Below are 18,607 nucleotides of genomic sequence, written 5' to 3'. Positions count from 1 at the left end.
CAGTGAGAGAGATAAGAGGCGATTTAAGTGCAAAAGAGTTAAAAATAGGAGTTGTTGTAGCAAGGTTTAACAGTTTTATTACCGAGAGGTTATTAGAGGGGGCAGTAGACTGTATTACTCGCCATGGAGGAAGTAAAGATAATATTGATGTTGTTAGAGTCCCCGGAGCCTTTGAAATTCCATTAATTACACAAAAAATGGCCAAAACTAAAAAGTATGATGGGATTATATGTTTAGGAGCGGTTATTAGAGGGGATACCTCCCATTATGACTATGTTTGTAATGAGGCTGTAAAAGGGATATCCCATGTTAGCCTAAATAGTGATATCCCTGTTATGTTTGGAATATTAACTACAGATAGTATTGAACAAGCTATAGAGAGGGCAGGGACAAAGGGTGGGAATAAGGGATTTGATTCTGCCCTAGGTGTTATTGAGATGATAAACTTAATAAAAAATCTTTAAACTAAATAAAAAAAGGGGCTGTTGCAAAAGTAATATTTTGTAACAGTCTTTTTTGTTTATAAACATAAAGAATATAAATTATGATAAAAATTGTATAAAAACGGAAGAAAATCCTCTTCTAACAGCTTTTTAATTTAAAGTTAGATTGTAATACCAAATAAAATGAGACGACTTATAATAGTTATCAACTCTAAAGTCTAAGCGGAATTTTCAAGGGTATGGTAAAATGGGATACCAAGTTCATTTCTTGCTAGTCTATAACCCAAGTGAATAATATTCATAGACATACACATCAGATTCCAATCTGTATGTATACCTTTAATCCCTTTTCTTAAGAACCTTTTAAATGACCAGTTATTTTTTATCTGTGCAAAAGCTCCTTCAGCTTGAATACTTCTGTTAACCCTTATCTCTTTACCTAAGGGACTAGAAATCCTTTCAGTAGATTTTCTCTGAAACTCTGCAAGAGTATGATTTATCTGTACCTGTTTATATTTTGCTTTACTTTTTTTCATACAGGCAGATTTTACAAGGCAACTTTTACACCCTCGTTTACATCTGTATACATGCGTAACTTGCTCATTACCATACTTATCCTTCTTAACTTTCAGATGTTTTAGAACTAACTTTTTACCTCTAGAACAGATGAAACAATCATTGTCCTTATCATAGGTCATATTATCCTTTAGCCCAATGTCTGATTTTACTTTCCTCTTTTTTGAGTGTTCATATTTCATTGGCTTTATATATGACTCAATGTCCCTTTTTTCCAATGCCTCATGGTTGTGCTGACAATCATACCCACTATCAGCACAATATTTTTTATACTTCCAATCTATTCTTTCATGCATGTGGTCGATAGCTGGAATCATTGTTGCATAATCAGTTCTGTCTGAACTAGCGTAGTTTCCAACAATATAACCTCCATCAACTAGAACCTGAAGATTATATGCAGGTTTCAATTGTCCATTCCGCATATGGTCCTCTTTCATCCTCATAAAAGTAGCATCGGGATCAGTTTTACTCATACTATTTCGCTCGGGCATAGCATCTAGTTGACTCTTATAATCCTCTAATTTCTTTAAATATATGTTAGTATCTCTAAATATTCTCTGTTCCGCTGTAATCCGATGACCACGTCCTGTTTTATTTGGCTTCAGGTTATCAGTAGTTCCCATTAAATACTCTATTATACTTTTTAGAGCATCTTCGGGAGAACTATTCTCTAATTCTATTGGATATAAGTTTACAGATTCATGTATTATTTCTTCTATATGATTTATTAGTTTAGGAAGGTTCTTTTTAATAGATTTTTTCCAAATAAATGTATATCTGTTAGCTTTGGACTCAATTTTGGTTCCATCTTGGAAAACTATATTTTTTGTTAATTCTCCCAAAGATCCGAGACGATTAATTTGCTGATAAAAAAGGTTGTCTATTGCATCTGAGTGCTGTTGTATGAATCTATCTATGGTTGAATGGTCAGGAGCTTTTTTACCATCAAGAACTTTTAATAGAAAGAGATCTCTCTTGCATAACTTCTCGGTATCACGAGAGCTATACTTTCCCTGTGTTCGAGCATATAGAAGTATCAGCATCATTGTATAACTATCCACAGCAGGAGGTCGTCCAGACTTTTTCTTAGGTTTTTCAAATTTACTATAATCTAGACCCTGTAACATAAGCATTAGTGCCGCTTCATGATCTGTTACTTTTAATGGAATAGAAATATTTAAGTCTAAATATGATTGTTTATGATTGGAAAAGTCTGTAATATACATTTACGTGCTCCTTTTTGATGTCAACAACCAAATTTTAGCACGTTGGGACTACTTTGTGGTCCCTTTTATTTTGAAAACTACTGAAAATCACGTTTATAAATAAAAAAAGGCTGTTGAAAGTCATAATGACTTTTGCAACAGCCCCTTTTTTATTTAATCTTCCTTTGGAAGAATTATTTTAAGTGATAACTCTTCTATCTGTTCTGGTTCAACTTCCGCAGGGGAGTTGTCCATAGGAGACATTGCCATGGCATTTTTAGGAAATGGAATCACCTCTCTAATAGAGTCCTCTCCAGCCATAATCATTACTAGACGGTCTAAACCAGGGGCAATACCACCATGGGGAGGAGCACCAAATTTAAATGACTCTAATAGGAAGCCAAATTTTTCCATAGCCTCTTCCTCTTTTATACCAACAATAGAGAAAATTCTCTTTTGTATTTCAGGATCATGAACCCTAATAGAACCCGAAGCTAACTCGTAACCATTTAATACAAGGTCGTAAAGGTCTCCTTTTACTTCCCCTGGATTCTCTTCCATTGAATCTAAATATTGGTCCTGAGGCATACTAAATAGGTGGTGACAAGCTTCCCATTCCCCAGCCTCATTCTTTTCAAAAAGTGGAAAGTCTACAATCCAACAGAAGTGGAATGATTTAGGATCAAAAAGGTTTAAGTCATCTCCTAACTTCTTTCTAACCGCACCTAATGAAGTTACTGAAGTTTTCCAGTCAGCTCCCATAAGCAGGATAAGGTCATTTTCCTTGGCTCCTAAACCTTCAGTGATCTCCTTATATTGATTGTTGTAAAATTTAGAAACACCTCCATCAAAAGAGTCTGTCTTAACCTTCATCCAGGCAAGACCTTTAGCTCCGTACTGCTTTGCAATCTCTTCTAACTCTGTAATTTTTTTTCTAGAATAATCAGGTGCAACACCCTCAACAACAATAGCTCTTACTGCTCCGTCACTCTCTAATACAGATTTAAATACTCCAAAATCAGATCCAGGAACAAATTGTGAGAAGTCTTGGAGCTTCATATCAAAACGTAGTTCAGGTTTATCACTACCGTAGGTATTCATTGCATCCATATAACTTAATCTTTGGAATGTTTCAGGGAGTGTAATATCCATAGTTTTTTTGAATATATGGGACATTAATCCCTCAGTCATCTTAAATATATCATCAGCAGATACAAAACTTTGCTCAATATCAATCTGAGTAAATTCAAGTTGTCTATCCCCCCTTGCATCCTCATCCCTATAACATCTTGCTACTTGGAAGTATTTATCAAAGTTCGATACCATTAATATCTGCTTATATAGTTGTGGTGATTGTGGTAGGGCAAAAAACTTTCCTGGGTGAACCCTGGAAGGTACTAAAAAGTCTCTAGCTCCCTCGGGAGTTGCTTTAATAAGTGTTGGGGTCTCAATTTCCATAAACCCTTGGCCATTTAAAAACTCTCTAGTTGCATAGGCTACATCACTTCTTAATTTTATTCTGTTTTGCATTCCTGTAGATCTTAAATCCAGGTATCTATATTTTAAACGTAGTGTTTCATTTGCTTTAGATTCATCTTCTATCATAAAAGGTAGGGTTTCACACTTGTTTAAAATGCTAATCTCTTTTGCAGAAACTTCAATTTCTCCAGTTTTCATATCTGGATTAACCATAGATTCTGGTCTTTTTCTAACAGTTCCTCTTATGGCAACACAGTATTCAAACTTAAGATCCGACGCAATATCTATAAGGTCTTGAGTTGCATCCTCATCAATAACAACCTGAGTAATACCATATTTATCCCTAAGATTTATAAAGTGTACTCCACCATGGTTTCTATTTTTATGAACCCATCCGTTTAATATAATCTCTTTTCCATCATACTCTTTTCTAAGTTCACCGCATGTTACGGTTCTCTGCATATCTTTCATAAGTAGAGAATATCATTTTTATTTCACTTTGTTAACTATTTAAAATATAAGGTAGTTGCCCAATGCTCTTTTTATTATTATTATTAAAATATAGAAAATTAAATAGGACTAAATTAGTCCGAATTAGATATGTAAGGAGTAGATATGGAGAGAATTTATCTCGATAATAATGCTACAACAATGATAGATCCAGAAGTTTTCAAGGTTATGGAGCCATTTTTAAAGGATAAATTTGGAAACCCTAACTCCCTCCACTCTTTTGGAACAGAGGTTCACAAAGATATGATAAAGGCTCTAGATCAGTTATATGCCGGTATTAATGCATCTGATGAGTCCGATATAATAATAAATTCCTGCGCTACAGAGGGTAATAATACTGTTTTAAAGGGTATTTATTTTGACTTTATCCAAAATAGCGATAAAAAACATATAATTACATCCCAAATAGAACACCCTGCAGTGTCCCATACAATAAACTTTTTAGAATCTTTAGGGACAAAGGTAACTAGACTTCCAGTATCCCCTGAAGGTTTAATTACACCAGACTCTTTAAAAGAAGCTATAATTAAGGATGAGACAGCTTTAGTCTCTATAATGTGGGCAAATAATGAAACAGGCCTTATTAACCCTGTTAAAGAGTTGGCTAAAATCGCCCATGAGAATGGTGCTCTTTTCCATACCGACGCTGTGCAAGCTATTGGGAAGGTAAAGGTAGATGTTCAAGATACAGAAGTCGACTTTTTAACTTTTAGTGCCCATAAATTCCATGGACCTAAGGGTGTTGGAGGCTTATATATAAGAGAAAACCTAGAGCTTACACCTCTATTCCATGGTGGGGAGCAAATGGCAGGTAAACGTGCTGGAACTGTTAATGTTCCAGGAATGGTTGCAATGGGATATGCTATGGAGTTAGCTACTTCAACAGAAGCACTAGAGTATGAAAACAAATTTGTTAGAAGTTTAAGAGATAGATTAGAAGATGTTATAAATTCCCTAGACGATACAATTGTTATAGGTGATAGAAATTATAGAACTCCAAATACAATCCTTGCTAGTTTTAAAGGTATTGAAGGAGAGTCCTTTTTGTGGGATCTAAACCAAAATGGAATTGCCGCTTCTACTGGCAGTGCCTGCTCCAGTGAGGATTTAGAAGCTGACCCTACATTTGTTGCAATGAGTATAGATGCAGATTTAGCCCATACCGGAGTAAGATTTAGTCTATCTAGATTTAATACAGAGGACGAGATCGACCGAGTTATCGAGGTTGTTAAAAAAAGTGTTAAGAGATTAAGGGAGATTTCATCTACCTACGTAAAAGGAGAATAATATGGCAAAAAATAGTTTAGTAGGTGGTTCACTTTGGGACAACTACTCAGATATTGTTTCTGATAGGATGAATAATCCAAAGCATATGGGATCGTTAACAGAAGAAGATGCTAAGCAGATGGGTGGAAAACTTATTGTTGCGGATTTTGGTGCAGAGTCTTGTGGTGATGCTGTTAGGTTGTTTTGGATTGTAAATGAAGATACAGATGTTATTATCTCGTCTAAATTTAAGAGTTTTGGTTGCGGAACTGCAATAGCTTCCAGCGATACAATGGCGGAATTATGCCTAGGAAAAACCGTTGATGAGGCTCTAAAAATAACTAATATAGATGTTGAGTTTGCCATGAGGGATAACCCTGATATTCCTGCAGTTCCTCCACAAAAAATGCACTGTAGTGTTATGGCATACGATGTAATTAAACAGGCTGCTGCTAACTATAAGGGTGTGGAGTTTGCTACTCTTGAAGACCAAGAGATTGTATGTGAGTGTGCTAGGGTAAGTATGAGTACAATAAAAGATGCAATTAGAATTAATAATTTAACTACAGTAGAGGAGATTACCCAATATACAAAGGCAGGAGCATTTTGTAAATCTTGTATCAAACCTGGTGGACATGAGAAAAAAGAACACTATCTTGTTGATATTTTAAGGGATACTTTAGCAGAGATGGCTAAGGAGAAGGGTGGAGAAGAGAGCTACGCTTCTATGAGTAATTATAAAAAAACACTAGCCTTAGAGAAGGTTTTTGATGGTGAAATTAGACCTCTTTTAGTTAGAGATGGTGGAAATGTAGAGATTGATGATATCTATTTTGATCCTGATTATACATTGGTTTCTATAAAATATCAGGGAGCATGTGCCGGATGTGCATCTTCAGGTACTGGAACCCTCCAGTTTATTCAGTCAGCTTTAAGAGAGTTAGATGAAGACATAACAGTAAGAATGGTTTAAAAAAAAGCACCCAATTAAGGGTGCTTTCTATTTTATAATGTTCCCTTTGTATCAAGGGTTTCTTTTTTAAGAAGTTCAGATCTCTTATTTTTAAGAGTATCTAAAAGGTCATCTAATTTAATATTTCTATTTTCATTACCACACCTAGTTTTAAACTCTACCTCACTGTTTTCCAGTGTTTTATCCCCTACAATTACTCGTAAAGGGATCCCAATAAGGTCTGCATCTTTAAATTTAACACCAGCTCTCTCTTTTTTCCTGTCATCAAATAGAACTTCAAAACCGTTATCCATAAACTCTTTATAAAGCTCCTCGGCTTTTGGAGAACTTTTACTTAAGTTGATCAGGTGTATATGGTAAGGCGCAACAGCCATTGGCCAAATTATTCCATCATCATCGTGGTGCTCTTCTACTATACTTGCTAAAAGTCTACCAACTCCAATCCCGTAGGAACCCATAATTACTGGTTTTTCTTTTCCATCAATATCGTTAAATGTTGCACCAATTGACTCAGAGTATTTAGTTCCTAACTTAAATATATTACCAACCTCTACACCTCTAGAGAAGTTTAGCTGTTTTCCACATGATGAACATAAAACACCCTCTTCTGCATTAGATATATCCCCAATAAAATTAGGTGTAAAATCTCTACCTAGTCTAACACCACTTACATGGAAATTCTCTCTATTTGCCCCAGCAATATAGTTTCTATTTTTTTGAATTGTTTCATCAACTACAACAACCGCATTTTTAATTCCAATAGATGATCCATAACCAGGAACTGATCCAGCCTCTAATATTTCATCATCAGCTGCTGGTCTTAATGCCTTAGCTTTTATTGTGTTTTGTATTTTTGTCTCATTAACTAGTAGGTCCCCCCTAATTAGGGCTATTACAAATTTGTCAACTTCAGACTCTCCGTCTTGGAATGTTCCAACATAAAATACAGCCTTTGCTGTATCCTTTGTCTCAACACTTAAGAATGAACACAAATCCTCAATACTTTTAGTTCCTGGGGTTTCAATCTCTTTTAGTTCAACCTCTTCCTGTTTAGGGAAGAACTCCTTCTTAAAAATTGCAACCTCTCTATTTGCTGTATATCCACAATCACAGGTTACTAAACTATCCTCTCCCATAGGAGTTAGGTACATATACTCATGGGCCATTTTACCACCCATCATTCCCATATCTGATTGAACCGTAATTACAGGAAGTCCACATCTATTAAACATTTTAAAATAAGCATGAAAGTGTTCTTGGTACTGGTCATCTAGTTGCTCCCAGTTAGCAGCAGCACTATAACTATCCTTCATGGTGAACTCTCTTACTCTAATAAGTCCAGCCCTTGGTCTAGCGTCATCCCTCCACTTTGTCTGGATCTGATAAATGGTTTGTGGGAGTTGTTTATATGATATAATTTCACTTTTAATTAATGATGTTGCAATCTCTTCATGGGTCATGGCTAATACCATATCTCTACCCCATCGATCGCTGAATTTAGTTAACTCTTTATCTATTTCATAGAATCTGTTTGTCTCTTTCCAGTGGTCTGCAGGATGTACAACAGGCATCGTAATCTCTTGACCACCAATTCTATCCATCTCTTCCCGTATAATATTCTCAATCTTATTAATTGTTCGTTGAGCAATAGGTAGATAACTATAAATCCCCGCTGCAAGTTGTCGTATAAAACCTGCTCGAATTAAATATTCGGCACTTGCTGTCTCATCTTTTCCTGTAGGTCTTAAAGTCCTAGAAAATAGCTGACTCATTCTCATTATATAATTACCTCTCTTCTTTTGTGCCACAATACTTCCGTAAGTTTATAGTGACATACTTCATTAAAGTACCATTATAGAGAGGCTTTCGTCAATTTTTATTACTTTATTTATCTCTTTTTATTAATCCTTTTTCACAAAAATAAGGGATGAAATACAGTTACTTTCTACTTTTTCTATAGACCAATGCCCCTCCTCTGTCTCAATAGAGGTGCCTGGGCTAGGAAAGTTGCCTAAAAGTTCTGTTAAATATCCATTTATGGTCTGTGTTCCAAGATCATGGGGTATTGATAAACCAATAATGTCTTCAATGTCATAAAATGATGAGTCACCAGCAACCTTCCATGTCTTATTGTTTAGTTTTATAATTGGAGCCTCTTCAAATGTTTCATTTTCATCATACATCTCCCCAAAGATCTCTTCTAAAATGTCTTCCCTTGTAACAATTCCGTCTAGACCTCCATACTCATCTAGAACAATTGCAATATTTAGTTTCTCTATCTTAAATTTAATAAAAAGCTCATTAACTTTATTGCTTCCAGGAACAAATATAGGCTTGTGAGAGAAATCCTTAATAGGTCTACATCTCTCCTCTCCAGTTAGTTTTACAATATCTTTAAATAGAATTATTCCAATTATGTTTTCATCACTATCTTCGTAGACTGGGATTCTAGAGAGACCTTCTTCTAATAAAACAGGGAAGATCTCATCTGTTGTTAAGTTTCCATCAAATCTAACAACATCCTTTCGATGGGTCATTATTCCATGAATGGGAGTATCATTAATTCTAAAAACATCTTTAACCATTTGGGACTCGTAGTCTTCCACAACTCCCATTTTACTTCCTGCTTCGACTAGGTTTAATAATCCCTCTTCTGTAATCTCTTTATGGGAGGATTTAACAAAAAAACCAGATATAAAGTTACTTATAATTGTAATAAAAAATATTAGAGGTCTAAATATTATTGATATGACTAATATATAGTTAACAGTGTGGTAGCAGATAAACTCATTTTTACCCATTGCTATCTGTTTAGGAGTTACTTCTCCAAAAATCAGAATAAATAGGACTAATATTCCACTGGCGAATCCAATATAGAAATTTCCAAATCTATTTATAACTATTGTTGTTGTTAGTGTTGTAGCACCAATGTTTACAATGTTGTTTCCAATTAGGATAGTAGTTAATAAAATTTGTGGATGGTTAACTAGCCTCTCTATTTTATGTCCACGTTTTTTATTTCTTTTAATTATGCTATGTATTGATGATAGGGATAGGGACGTAAAAGCTGTCTCTGTTCCTGAAAAAAATCCGGATAGAATTAGTAGAACAACTAGGGCTATTATGTCCATTGTAGCTCTCCTATTTTATGTAGGGTACTCGATAAGGGGTCAGGGTCATCATTTATTTTAATTTTATTCATAACAGGAATTATAGATTATCTTTTAACTAGGTTCAATTAGAATAAAACTATAATATCCTAGAAGTTATTAAAGTTACGTCATCTGCGAACTCTTTATCCCCAAGAAGGGTTTTAAATGCCTCTTTTATTTTTAGTGCAGGAGAAGAGGTTAGGTCTAGGGTCAGAAGCATACTTCTAATTCGATCCTTATCTATTACAGTTTTAGTAGATTCTGATTCAATTAAACCATCAGTAAACATTATAATTAAATCTCCCGTTTCTAAATCAACAGTTGTATCCTTATACTCAATATCATGAACAAAACCCATAGCAACTTCATCACTATCTAATAAAATTAACTTGTCACTTCTTAAAATATAGATTGGTAGCTGACCTGCCCCTGAAAAGGTTAATTTTTTATTTTTATGATCAATTAAAATAATTGTTAGTGTTGCAAGAATATCATTTATATCTCCTAGTGATTTATATAATCCTTGGTTAAAATATGAAACAATCTCCCCTGGACTGATATCTTTACTATTTAGTTTTGGTCTATACATTGAGCAAAGAACTTTTAGCATTGCCGTTACAAAAGCAGGTCTTACCCCATGTCCTGTAACATCACCCATTAGTATTAATTGTCTATTATCTTCCACATTACAGAAGTCGTAATAATCCCCACCACACTGAAGTTTGTTTACAGGTTCGTAGACCATATCTAAGTCCATGATTCCTTTTATAGACTCAATTTTTGGTAATAATTTTCTTTGGAACTCGCCAGCAAGTTTTATATTTAGGGCTAATTCTTCCCTTAGTTTTCTGTTTTGTTCCTCTGTTTTGTAAGATTTAAAAGCCTCATCTACATCATTTTCAAGGGAGACAGAATCCCAAGGTTTTAATAATAATCTATTTATAGAGGATTTTATTGCTGACTGTATTGCAGGTATTTCAGAGTATGCTGTTAATAAAAAAAGTTTTATTTCAGGATATAGACTATTTATGTTTTGAAGGAAGTCTGTCCCACTTAGGGTTGGCATTCTTAGGTCTGAAATAACCAAAAAAACAGTTTTACTATTTTCTTTTAAATATTTTAAAGCGTCATAACCTGAATTAAAGGTTATAATTTCTACTCTGTTCTCTTTAGACCAAGGAGTAAGCTCCCTAACTAGCGATTTTAATAATAACTCTTCATCATCAACTAAAATTAACTTATAAAGGTAGTTCGGCATAAATCCTCCATTAACCTTAAAAGTTTAATATAGAAACTATTTTATTTCAAACACTAAAAAAATATAGTATAAATTATATCATGGATTACAATATTTATAAACTGTTAACACCTATAACTGTCGGGTTTTTATTTTTATCACTCTCAATTTCAATCCAATATTTAAATGAAAAAATTTCTAAACTTATATTTTTATATCAACTATCTGTTTTATTTTACCTTATCATTAACTATTTAGAATTTATTTCAAACGATGTTTTATATATAATTTTCTTTGCAAAATTAGGTCATCTTTTTTTGGAGTTATTAGCCTATTTCTGGTTTGTTTTTGCTTTAAATTATACAGGTTATGACCACTTAATTAAAATTAAAATAAGGGTGACTCTTTTTCTCCTAATAGCTCTAAATATGATAATTATACAGACTACGGATATTCATCATCTATTTTACCTTGAATATAACTTTAGTTCCAAAAGTGGATATACGGTTCTAAATGCGGATTACGGTCCTCTTTTTTGGGTAGTTGTCTCCTATAGTTATGTTTTACTTATAGCTGGTGTAGTTTTTATAGTAACTTCCTACATTAGAGGTAGGTCCTTTCTACAAGTGCAAGCCCTACTTATCTTAATAGGTTTTCTTCTACCATTAGTAACTAATATCATATATGTATTTAGATTGATTCCAACTTTTAATAAGGACCTATCTCCTGTTGCTTTTGGTATTACAGGGTTATTCATATTTATTAGTATTTACAGGTTTAGGTTGTTGCATTTTACACCACTAGCAAGAAATATAGTGTTACATGATCTACAAAATTCTATAATAACCCTAAGCCCAAATTTTAAGATAATTGATTTTAACGAGAGGGCTTCTAGTCTATTTCATCTTTCAGACAAAAACCTAGGGGATAATATAGGTAAAACAGAGGTTGGAATGTTTATCGGGAATATTAAAAACTATGTTAACGATAATAATGGGTCTAAAATTATTAAAGAGTTAGAAGGTCTAAAATATGAAATAAGTGTTAAACTACTTTCTAAAGATGATAAAACCTGTAAAGCGATCATTATTAATATCTTTGATGTAACTGATAAGATTGAACTTATTGAGAGGTTGGGGGATAGTAACGCTAGGTTAAAAGAGATGCAGGAGCAGCTTGTTCATAAAGAGAAGATGGCTGCCCTTGGTGAGATTTCTGCTGGAATAGCCCATGAGATAAATAATCCCTTAAGCTTTATAAAAAGTAACCTAAAACTACTTAATAAATATCTTAATAATATACAAGATGGCATAGCAGATATTGACTCTAGAAAATACAATTTTAAAGAGGTTCTAGAATTAGTAGATGAGTCTAACGAGGGAGTACTTCGGATAGGTGAGGTTGTCTATAATCTACTGAATTTTTCAAGGGATAATCAGTATGAGAAAACTTTTCAATATAACATTAATAATGGAATAGAGAGCACATTAGTTCTTGCTAGAAATCAATACAAATATAAGGCGATAATAAAATTAGAGCTTGGGGATATTAAAACTTTTATGACCTCGGGAAACGAGATTAACCAGGTATTACTAAATTTATTAACAAATGCAGCCCAGGCAATTCCTGATGGAGTTAACAATGGCCTAATTACTATAAAAACTTTTAATGAAGCTGGTAATGTTGTATGCGAAATTAGCGATAATGGTGAACCTATTTCTGCTGATGATATTGAGGATATTTTTAGTCCTTTTTATACAACAAAGGATAAGGATGTTGGTACGGGAATTGGTTTAAGTATATCTAGGGGTATTATAGAAAAGGAGTTTGGAGGTAAACTCTTTGTAAAAGAGTCTAAAATTAAAACATTTAGAATAGAGATACCCTATAAAGATAACTCTTTATAGGGTAAAAATTACTACATACTCTTAAAATAACTGTAGAACTTATCCTCAATCTCAGAAAGTGGAGGCATTGGATAGAACTTATGTTCATCCTTAGAAGTAAATAGAAAACCATGTCTAATTAGTCTAGATGGGAACTCATGGAAGGATGAGTATAACTTGATGCCTTTAGATATTTTATCCGGGTTTGTTTTTATCTCCTCTATCGCCTTATCTAAAATAGCTGGGTGTACTCCAGGTATTGGAGAAGGCATTAATGGGTGATCTTTAAAATCCTTTTGAAATTCATTTGCGTCAAACTCAATTTGAGTATAAAAACATTTTGGAGCACCCTTTGTTTTACTTTGGGTTATATTACTTCCATATTGGATAAAAGACTCTGTGGACATTGCCAAAATCTTAAGGGGAGTAATCCCTGCAAAAATTTTAAATGCAGATGGATTTTTATATGATTCAAATGGTCTCTCTTCTAACTCCATTACCGCTCCAGTGGAGCTTGCCAGGTATAGATTCTTTATAACTTTAAAGTCCATGTTTTCTAATACTCTATATGCGGAAATAAATTTTGTCGCTTTAGGCCGTCCATCTTGGTGGGGAACCAACTCTCCTAAAGCCCACTCAATTTCAAAGTATGGATTTCTGTACTCTAAGTCTATCTCTGCAAATATTAATTTACCATTAAAATATTGATTACTTCCTGTTAGGTAGTGCTTTCCTAATTCATCCGGTGTAAGGCTTGATGCTATTAAAAAGTTACTTGGATGCAGGATCATGTATATGTGTTTTTCACTCATCTTTTACCCCCAAAAGTTATTTAACATAGGTGCTATTACCAATGAAATAACAGCCATAAGTTTTATTAAAATATTTAACGATGGACCCGCTGTATCTTTAAATGGATCCCCTACAGTATCCCCTACAACCGATGCTTTATAAGTCTCCTCTCCCTTATTAATTTTCTCATCAGCCTCAATCATTTTTTTAGCATTGTCCCATGCTCCACCAGAGTTGGACATAAAAGTTGCCATTAACACTCCAGATGATGTAACACCCACTAGTAATCCAGCTAACATTGCAGGACCACCTGTAAAACCAATAATTATTGGAGTTACAATTGCTATAATACCTGGGGGCATCATTTTACTAAGTGCAGATTTAGTACTTATATCTATACACCTTTTGTAATCTGGAGTCTCAGTACCCTCAATAATACCCTTCTTCTCTTTAAATTGTCGTCTAACCTCTTCAATCATGTCAAATGCAGCTTTTCCAACAGCATCAATTGCCAAGGCAGAGAACAAGAATGGAATCATCGCTCCTAGGAATACACCGGATAAAACCTTAGTATCTACAAGATTTATAACACCAACACCACTAACCTCTTGAAATGAAGCAAAAAGGATTATAGAGGTTAAAGCTGCTGAACCTATGGCAAAGCCCTTACCTATAGCAGCTGTAGTATTACCTACAGCATCAAGCTCATCGGTTCTCTCTCTAACTTGTTTAGGAAACTCTGCCATTACTGCTAGTCCCCCCGCATTGTCGGCAATTGGCCCATAGGCATCTACAGCCAGTTGAATACTTAGCGTTAATAACATTCCTAGTGCACTAATACCTACACCGTAGAAACCTGCTAACTCATTTGCAATTAGAATTGCTGCTACTAAAATTATAATTGGGGCCACAGTAGATAACATTCCAACCCCTAAACCACTTATAATATTTGTAGCCGAACCAGTTTTACAAGCTTTAACAATCTTTTTTACAGGACCTGTGCCAGTTCCAGTATATAACTGGGTACTAATTCCAATACCAACTCCAGCGGCTAAACCTGCTACAGTAGCAATAAATATATCTAAATAGTCTGAGCCATTATTAAAAACCTCACCCTTAAACATAAAGTATGATACAGGAAGGACAAGAGCTGTTGTTAAAATTGAAGCGCCAAATGTACCCATATTTAGTGCAAACTGGGCGGAAATTCCATCTTTAATTCTAACAAAATACATCCCTATAATTGAGCATATAGCTCCTACTCCAACAATTATAATAGGGAAGAAGGCTAGTTTTATCTGCATTTCATCTGTAGCTATGGCACTTATTCCTAGAATCATAGCACCAACAATAGAACCAACAAATGATTCAAAAAGGTCTGCTCCCATACCGGCTACGTCCCCTACATTATCCCCTACATTATCAGCTATAGTTGCAGGGTTTCTAGGATCATCCTCTGGGATTCCAGCTTCTACCTTACCTACTAAATCAGCTCCAACATCAGCAGCTTTTGTATATATTCCACCACCAACTCGGGCAAAAAGTGCAACAGAGGAAGCCCCTAGGGAGTACCCTGTAAGGATTGGGAAAATAACCTCTTTAAGTGCTGTATTCTCAAGTCCAAACATTAATGACCCAATAAACAGTACAAGAAAAAGACCTAATAGAGCTAAACCTGTAACAGTAAGCCCCATTACAGAACCACCTCTAAATGCTACCTTTAAAGCGCTGTTTAAGCTATTCTCTGCTGCAGTTGTAGTTCTCGAGTTACTTGCTGTGGCAACTTTCATCCCTATATAACCTGCTAATGCAGAGCATATTGCTCCTAAAATAAAGCTAATAAACTGAAGCTTTATGTACCCCTTGTTTCCAATTCCCAGGAAGAGGGAAACTATAATAATAAATGGAATTAATATAGTGTACTCCCTTTTCAAGAATGCCATTGCTCCATCAGATATGTGTCCGGCAATTTCAACTAATTTGCCTTCCTTTATAGGTTGCTTGTAAATCCACTTTGTTCTAAGTAGTGCAAACCCTAAAGTTATAATCGATGTAGCAAGGGCAATGTAAATAACCCAATTCATGTTTTTCTCCTTTTACATTAAATATGCTAATACATGGAATAAGGTTATATTATAAAAATTGAATCGGCTACAAAAAATTATTTTTGATCCAATATTTGCCTATTGAAAGAAATATTAGTATCTTTTAGAAAAATCAAAATAGAGAGGAATGCAAAGGATGTCACATCAGCAGTTTAAAACAGAAGTAAATGATCTGTTACAACTTATTACTCACTCACTATATTCCCATAGTGAAATTTTCTTAAGAGAGTTGGTTTCTAACTCTTCTGACGCTCTTGATAAGCTTAAGTACCTTACATTAACCGATGAAAAACTAAAAGAGTTAGAATTTACACCACAAATTGATATAGAACTTGATGAAGAGAATCATAAAATCTTTACAGTTAGAGATAACGGTATTGGTATGAATAAAGAGGATCTAGTTAGCTCTTTAGGTACAATTGCCAGATCAGGTACTAAAAACTTTATTAAAAACCTTTCAGAAGAGGCTAAAAAAGATTCTAATCTAATTGGTCAGTTTGGTGTTGGTTTCTATTCAGTATTTATGATAGCTGATAAAGCTGAGGTTATTTCTAAAAAAGCTGGAGAAGATAAGGCTTGGAAGTGGACTAGTGATGGTAAAACAGGTTTTGATATTACAGAGGCAGAGAGAGATACCCATGGTACAACTATAATCTTACACTTAAATGAGAATGGTAAAGAGTATGATAATAGATGGCAGGTTGAGCAAATTACTAAAAAATATTCAAACCATATAGCTTTCCCAATATACCTACACTATGAAAAAACTGAGTATGGTAAAGAGGGTGAAGAACCTACTAAAACACCAACTGTAGAGCAGATAAACTCAGCTTCAGCCCTTTGGAGAAGATCTAAAAACGATTTAAAACCAGAGGACTACAATGAGTTTTACAAAACAATAAGTAACGATTTCCAAGAACCAATGCACTATATTCATACAAGGGCAGAGGGGCAACTTGAGTATAATACTCTTTTCTATTTTCCAACTAAGGCACCAATGGATATGTTCCAGGCTGACTACCAACCAGGTGTTAAACTATATGTTAAAAGGGTTTTTATTACAGATGATGACAAAGAGTTACTACCTACATATTTAAGATTTGTTAAGGGTATTATTGATTCAGAGGATCTACCTTTAAATGTAAGCCGTGAGTTATTACAAAAAAACAAAGTTTTAGCTAATATTAAAAAAGCTTCAACAAAAAAAATCTTAAGTGAGATTAAAAAACTTCAAAACAATAGTGAAAAATACACATCGTTTATCGAAGAGTATAACCGTCCTTTAAAAGAGGGTTTATATTCAGATTTTGAAAATAAAGAGTCTTTAATGGAGCTTGTACGGTTTAAATCAACAGCTGTTGAAGGTTGGACAAGTTTTAAAGAGTATAAAGAGAGAATGGGTGAAGATCAAAAATCTATCTATTTTATCACAGGTGATAACGAAGGATTTTTAAGAAACTCTCCTCTATTAGAGGTTTACAAATCTAAAAACATTGAAGTTTTAATAATGGCAGATGAGATTGATGAAGTTGTTATTCCAATGTTAGGAAAGTACGATGATGTTGAGCTTAAAGCTATAAACAAGGCAGGATCTGCTGACGAGATTAAATCTGATGATGATAAAAAATCTGAAGATAGTATTAAACCATTAATTGAGAAGATTAAAGAGATTTTAGGGGAAAGTGTTAAAGATGTTGTTGCGTCAACTAGACTAACAGACTCTCCATCCTGTGTTGTTGCAGATGAAAATGACCCAACTTCCCAAATGGCACAGATGATGAAGGCTATGGGGCAACCTGTGCCGGATGTAGTTCCTGTTCTAGAGATTAACCCTAAACATGAGATAGTTTCTAAATTAACAGTTGATACAAATATTGATACTTTAACTGATGTTAGTTTTCTGCTATTAGAGCAAGCATTACTTGTTGAAGGAACTCCATTAAAAGATCCTTCTGCATTTAGTAAAAGGTTAAATAGAGTTCTAAAACTAGCTCTATAATTCTATAACATTTGTAAGTAATAAAGCCTCTGAAAAATCAGAGGCTTTTTAAATTTTAAATTTATACCCTCTACCCCTTACAGTTTGAATATGCTTAGGTAGTTCCGACTCTCCTAATTTTGCTCTAAGTTTTGCAATATGTACATCCACAGTTCTTGAGTTTGTCTCAGTCTCATACCCCCAAACATCATCTAATAACTGATCCCTAGAAATAATAGCGTTACAATTTTTTGTTAGGTATAAAAGAAGCCTATACTCCAATGTATTTAATGGTATTAACTCATTGGAACAAAAAAGTTCCCCTAACTCCTGGTCTAGAACAAAATCTCCAAAAAATATCTTTGATTCAACATTCTTTGCCCCCTTATTTATTGTAGAACGTCTAAGTAGAGCTTCTATACGGGCTATTAGTATGGACATAACAAAGGGTTTTGCTAAGTAGTCATCGGCCCCCTGTCTTAGGCCTAGTACAGTATCTAAGTCTGTATTTCTTGCTGTAAGCATTAAAATTGGAACCTGGATTTTTGCCTTTCTAATATTTTCACAAATTGCAAATCCATCTCGGTTAGGGAGCATAATATCTAGTAGAATAATATCGTACTTACCAGTTTTTGCTTCATTTTCTCCCTCTATTCCATCCCCTTTAATAGTTACATTGTAACCTTCGGCAACTAATCTATCTTCAAGGGTTATTTGAACACCTACTTCATCTTCAATAATAAGTATTTTTTTCATTTTGTTACCTCGTTTTATTAAAGTATACCTACTTTAATCTAAATATAAACATCTGTTTTACACTGTTTACAATTCTTTTACAAAGAGATAACCAACAAAAATTATTTATATGAATAATAGTATTAAAGAGCATTTAAAAAATATATATAGTTACCTGGAGTTTCCTCCCTCCAGGTTTTTAATAAAATGAGGAGTATTAGATAATTCATATACCGTGATGTGCTAACCTGGATAGGGGATATAATTAAT

The 18,607-nt window shown here is 34.1% G+C and carries 13 protein-coding genes; 5 read left to right on the top strand and 8 right to left on the bottom strand.

Annotation, left to right across the window (positions count from 1 at the left end):
* The first annotated feature begins 2 nt into the window (after positions 1 to 2).
* Positions 3 to 464, top strand: a complete 462-nt coding sequence (gene ribH, locus EW093_RS07455) for a 6,7-dimethyl-8-ribityllumazine synthase (protein ID WP_149567790.1) — start codon at positions 3 to 5, stop codon at positions 462 to 464.
* A gap of 197 nt (positions 465 to 661) precedes the next feature.
* Here the strand turns inward: ribH and EW093_RS07450 are convergent, their stop codons facing one another.
* Both EW093_RS07450 and aspS read right to left on the bottom strand, forming a co-directional pair.
* A complete protein-coding gene (locus tag EW093_RS07450; RefSeq protein ID WP_149567619.1) occupies positions 662 to 2,245 on the bottom strand; it encodes an IS1182 family transposase in 1,584 nt (527 codons plus the stop codon).
* A 153-nt stretch (positions 2,246 to 2,398) separates the two neighbouring features.
* Positions 2,399 to 4,165, bottom strand: coding sequence for an aspartate--tRNA ligase (gene aspS / locus EW093_RS07445; RefSeq protein WP_187759895.1), 1,767 nt, complete (start codon positions 4,163 to 4,165; stop codon positions 2,399 to 2,401).
* A gap of 153 nt (positions 4,166 to 4,318) precedes the next feature.
* Between aspS and EW093_RS07440 the strand changes: the two genes are divergently transcribed.
* Together EW093_RS07440 and EW093_RS07435 are read left to right on the top strand one after the other, a co-directional pair.
* Positions 4,319 to 5,500, top strand: coding sequence for a NifS family cysteine desulfurase (locus tag EW093_RS07440; RefSeq protein ID WP_149567788.1), 1,182 nt, complete (start codon positions 4,319 to 4,321; stop codon positions 5,498 to 5,500).
* A gap of 1 nt (position 5,501) precedes the next feature.
* Positions 5,502 to 6,452, top strand: a complete 951-nt coding sequence (locus EW093_RS07435) for an iron-sulfur cluster assembly scaffold protein (protein WP_149567787.1) — start codon at positions 5,502 to 5,504, stop codon at positions 6,450 to 6,452.
* 32 nt (positions 6,453 to 6,484) lie between these two features.
* Here EW093_RS07435 and EW093_RS07430 read toward each other — a convergent pair whose 3' ends face one another.
* The 3 genes from EW093_RS07430 to EW093_RS07420 all read right to left on the bottom strand — a co-directional run bounded on the left by EW093_RS07430 (position 6,485) and on the right by EW093_RS07420 (position 10,862).
* The gene (locus EW093_RS07430) at positions 6,485 to 8,260 is read right to left on the bottom strand and encodes a proline--tRNA ligase (RefSeq protein ID WP_149567786.1); all 1,776 of its coding nucleotides are present in this window, start codon (positions 8,258 to 8,260) and stop codon (positions 6,485 to 6,487) included.
* 93 nt (positions 8,261 to 8,353) lie between these two features.
* The gene (locus tag EW093_RS07425; RefSeq protein WP_149567785.1) at positions 8,354 to 9,583 is read right to left on the bottom strand and encodes a hemolysin family protein; all 1,230 of its coding nucleotides are present in this window, start codon (positions 9,581 to 9,583) and stop codon (positions 8,354 to 8,356) included.
* Positions 9,584 to 9,701: 118 nt separating this feature from the next.
* Positions 9,702 to 10,862 carry a fused response regulator/phosphatase gene (locus EW093_RS07420; RefSeq protein ID WP_149567784.1) on the bottom strand — a complete coding sequence of 387 codons (1,161 nt, stop codon included), beginning with the start codon at positions 10,860 to 10,862 and terminating at the stop codon, positions 9,702 to 9,704.
* Between the two features lie 80 nt (positions 10,863 to 10,942).
* Here EW093_RS07420 and EW093_RS07415 point away from each other — a divergent pair, with 80 nt between their 5' ends.
* Positions 10,943 to 12,748 (top strand): histidine kinase N-terminal 7TM domain-containing protein, encoded by a 1,806-nt coding sequence (locus tag EW093_RS07415; protein ID WP_149567783.1) that lies wholly within the window; start codon positions 10,943 to 10,945, stop codon positions 12,746 to 12,748.
* A gap of 11 nt (positions 12,749 to 12,759) precedes the next feature.
* Here the strand turns inward: EW093_RS07415 and EW093_RS07410 are convergent, their stop codons facing one another.
* Positions 12,760 to 13,539 (bottom strand): hypothetical protein, encoded by a 780-nt coding sequence (locus EW093_RS07410; RefSeq protein ID WP_149567782.1) that lies wholly within the window; start codon positions 13,537 to 13,539, stop codon positions 12,760 to 12,762.
* A 3-nt stretch (positions 13,540 to 13,542) separates the two neighbouring features.
* Positions 13,543 to 15,603 carry a sodium-translocating pyrophosphatase gene (locus EW093_RS07405; protein ID WP_149567781.1) on the bottom strand — a complete coding sequence of 687 codons (2,061 nt, stop codon included), beginning with the start codon at positions 15,601 to 15,603 and terminating at the stop codon, positions 13,543 to 13,545.
* Between the two features lie 157 nt (positions 15,604 to 15,760).
* Here EW093_RS07405 and htpG point away from each other — a divergent pair, with 157 nt between their 5' ends.
* The gene (gene htpG, locus EW093_RS07400) at positions 15,761 to 17,623 is read left to right on the top strand and encodes a molecular chaperone HtpG (protein ID WP_149567780.1); all 1,863 of its coding nucleotides are present in this window, start codon (positions 15,761 to 15,763) and stop codon (positions 17,621 to 17,623) included.
* A gap of 48 nt (positions 17,624 to 17,671) precedes the next feature.
* On the opposite strand, the gene EW093_RS07395 is transcribed toward htpG, so the two are convergent.
* Entirely contained in the window at positions 17,672 to 18,358 is a 687-nt protein-coding gene (locus tag EW093_RS07395; protein WP_149567779.1) for a response regulator transcription factor, read from the bottom strand.
* Positions 18,359 to 18,607: the final 249 nt, after the last annotated feature.

The organism is Thiospirochaeta perfilievii (assembly GCF_008329945.1).
Lineage (GTDB): Bacteria > Spirochaetota > Spirochaetia > DSM-2461 > DSM-2461 > Thiospirochaeta > Thiospirochaeta perfilievii.
Note: the sequence above shows the minus strand (reverse complement) of the source record. Positions and strands in the feature narration are given on the sequence as shown.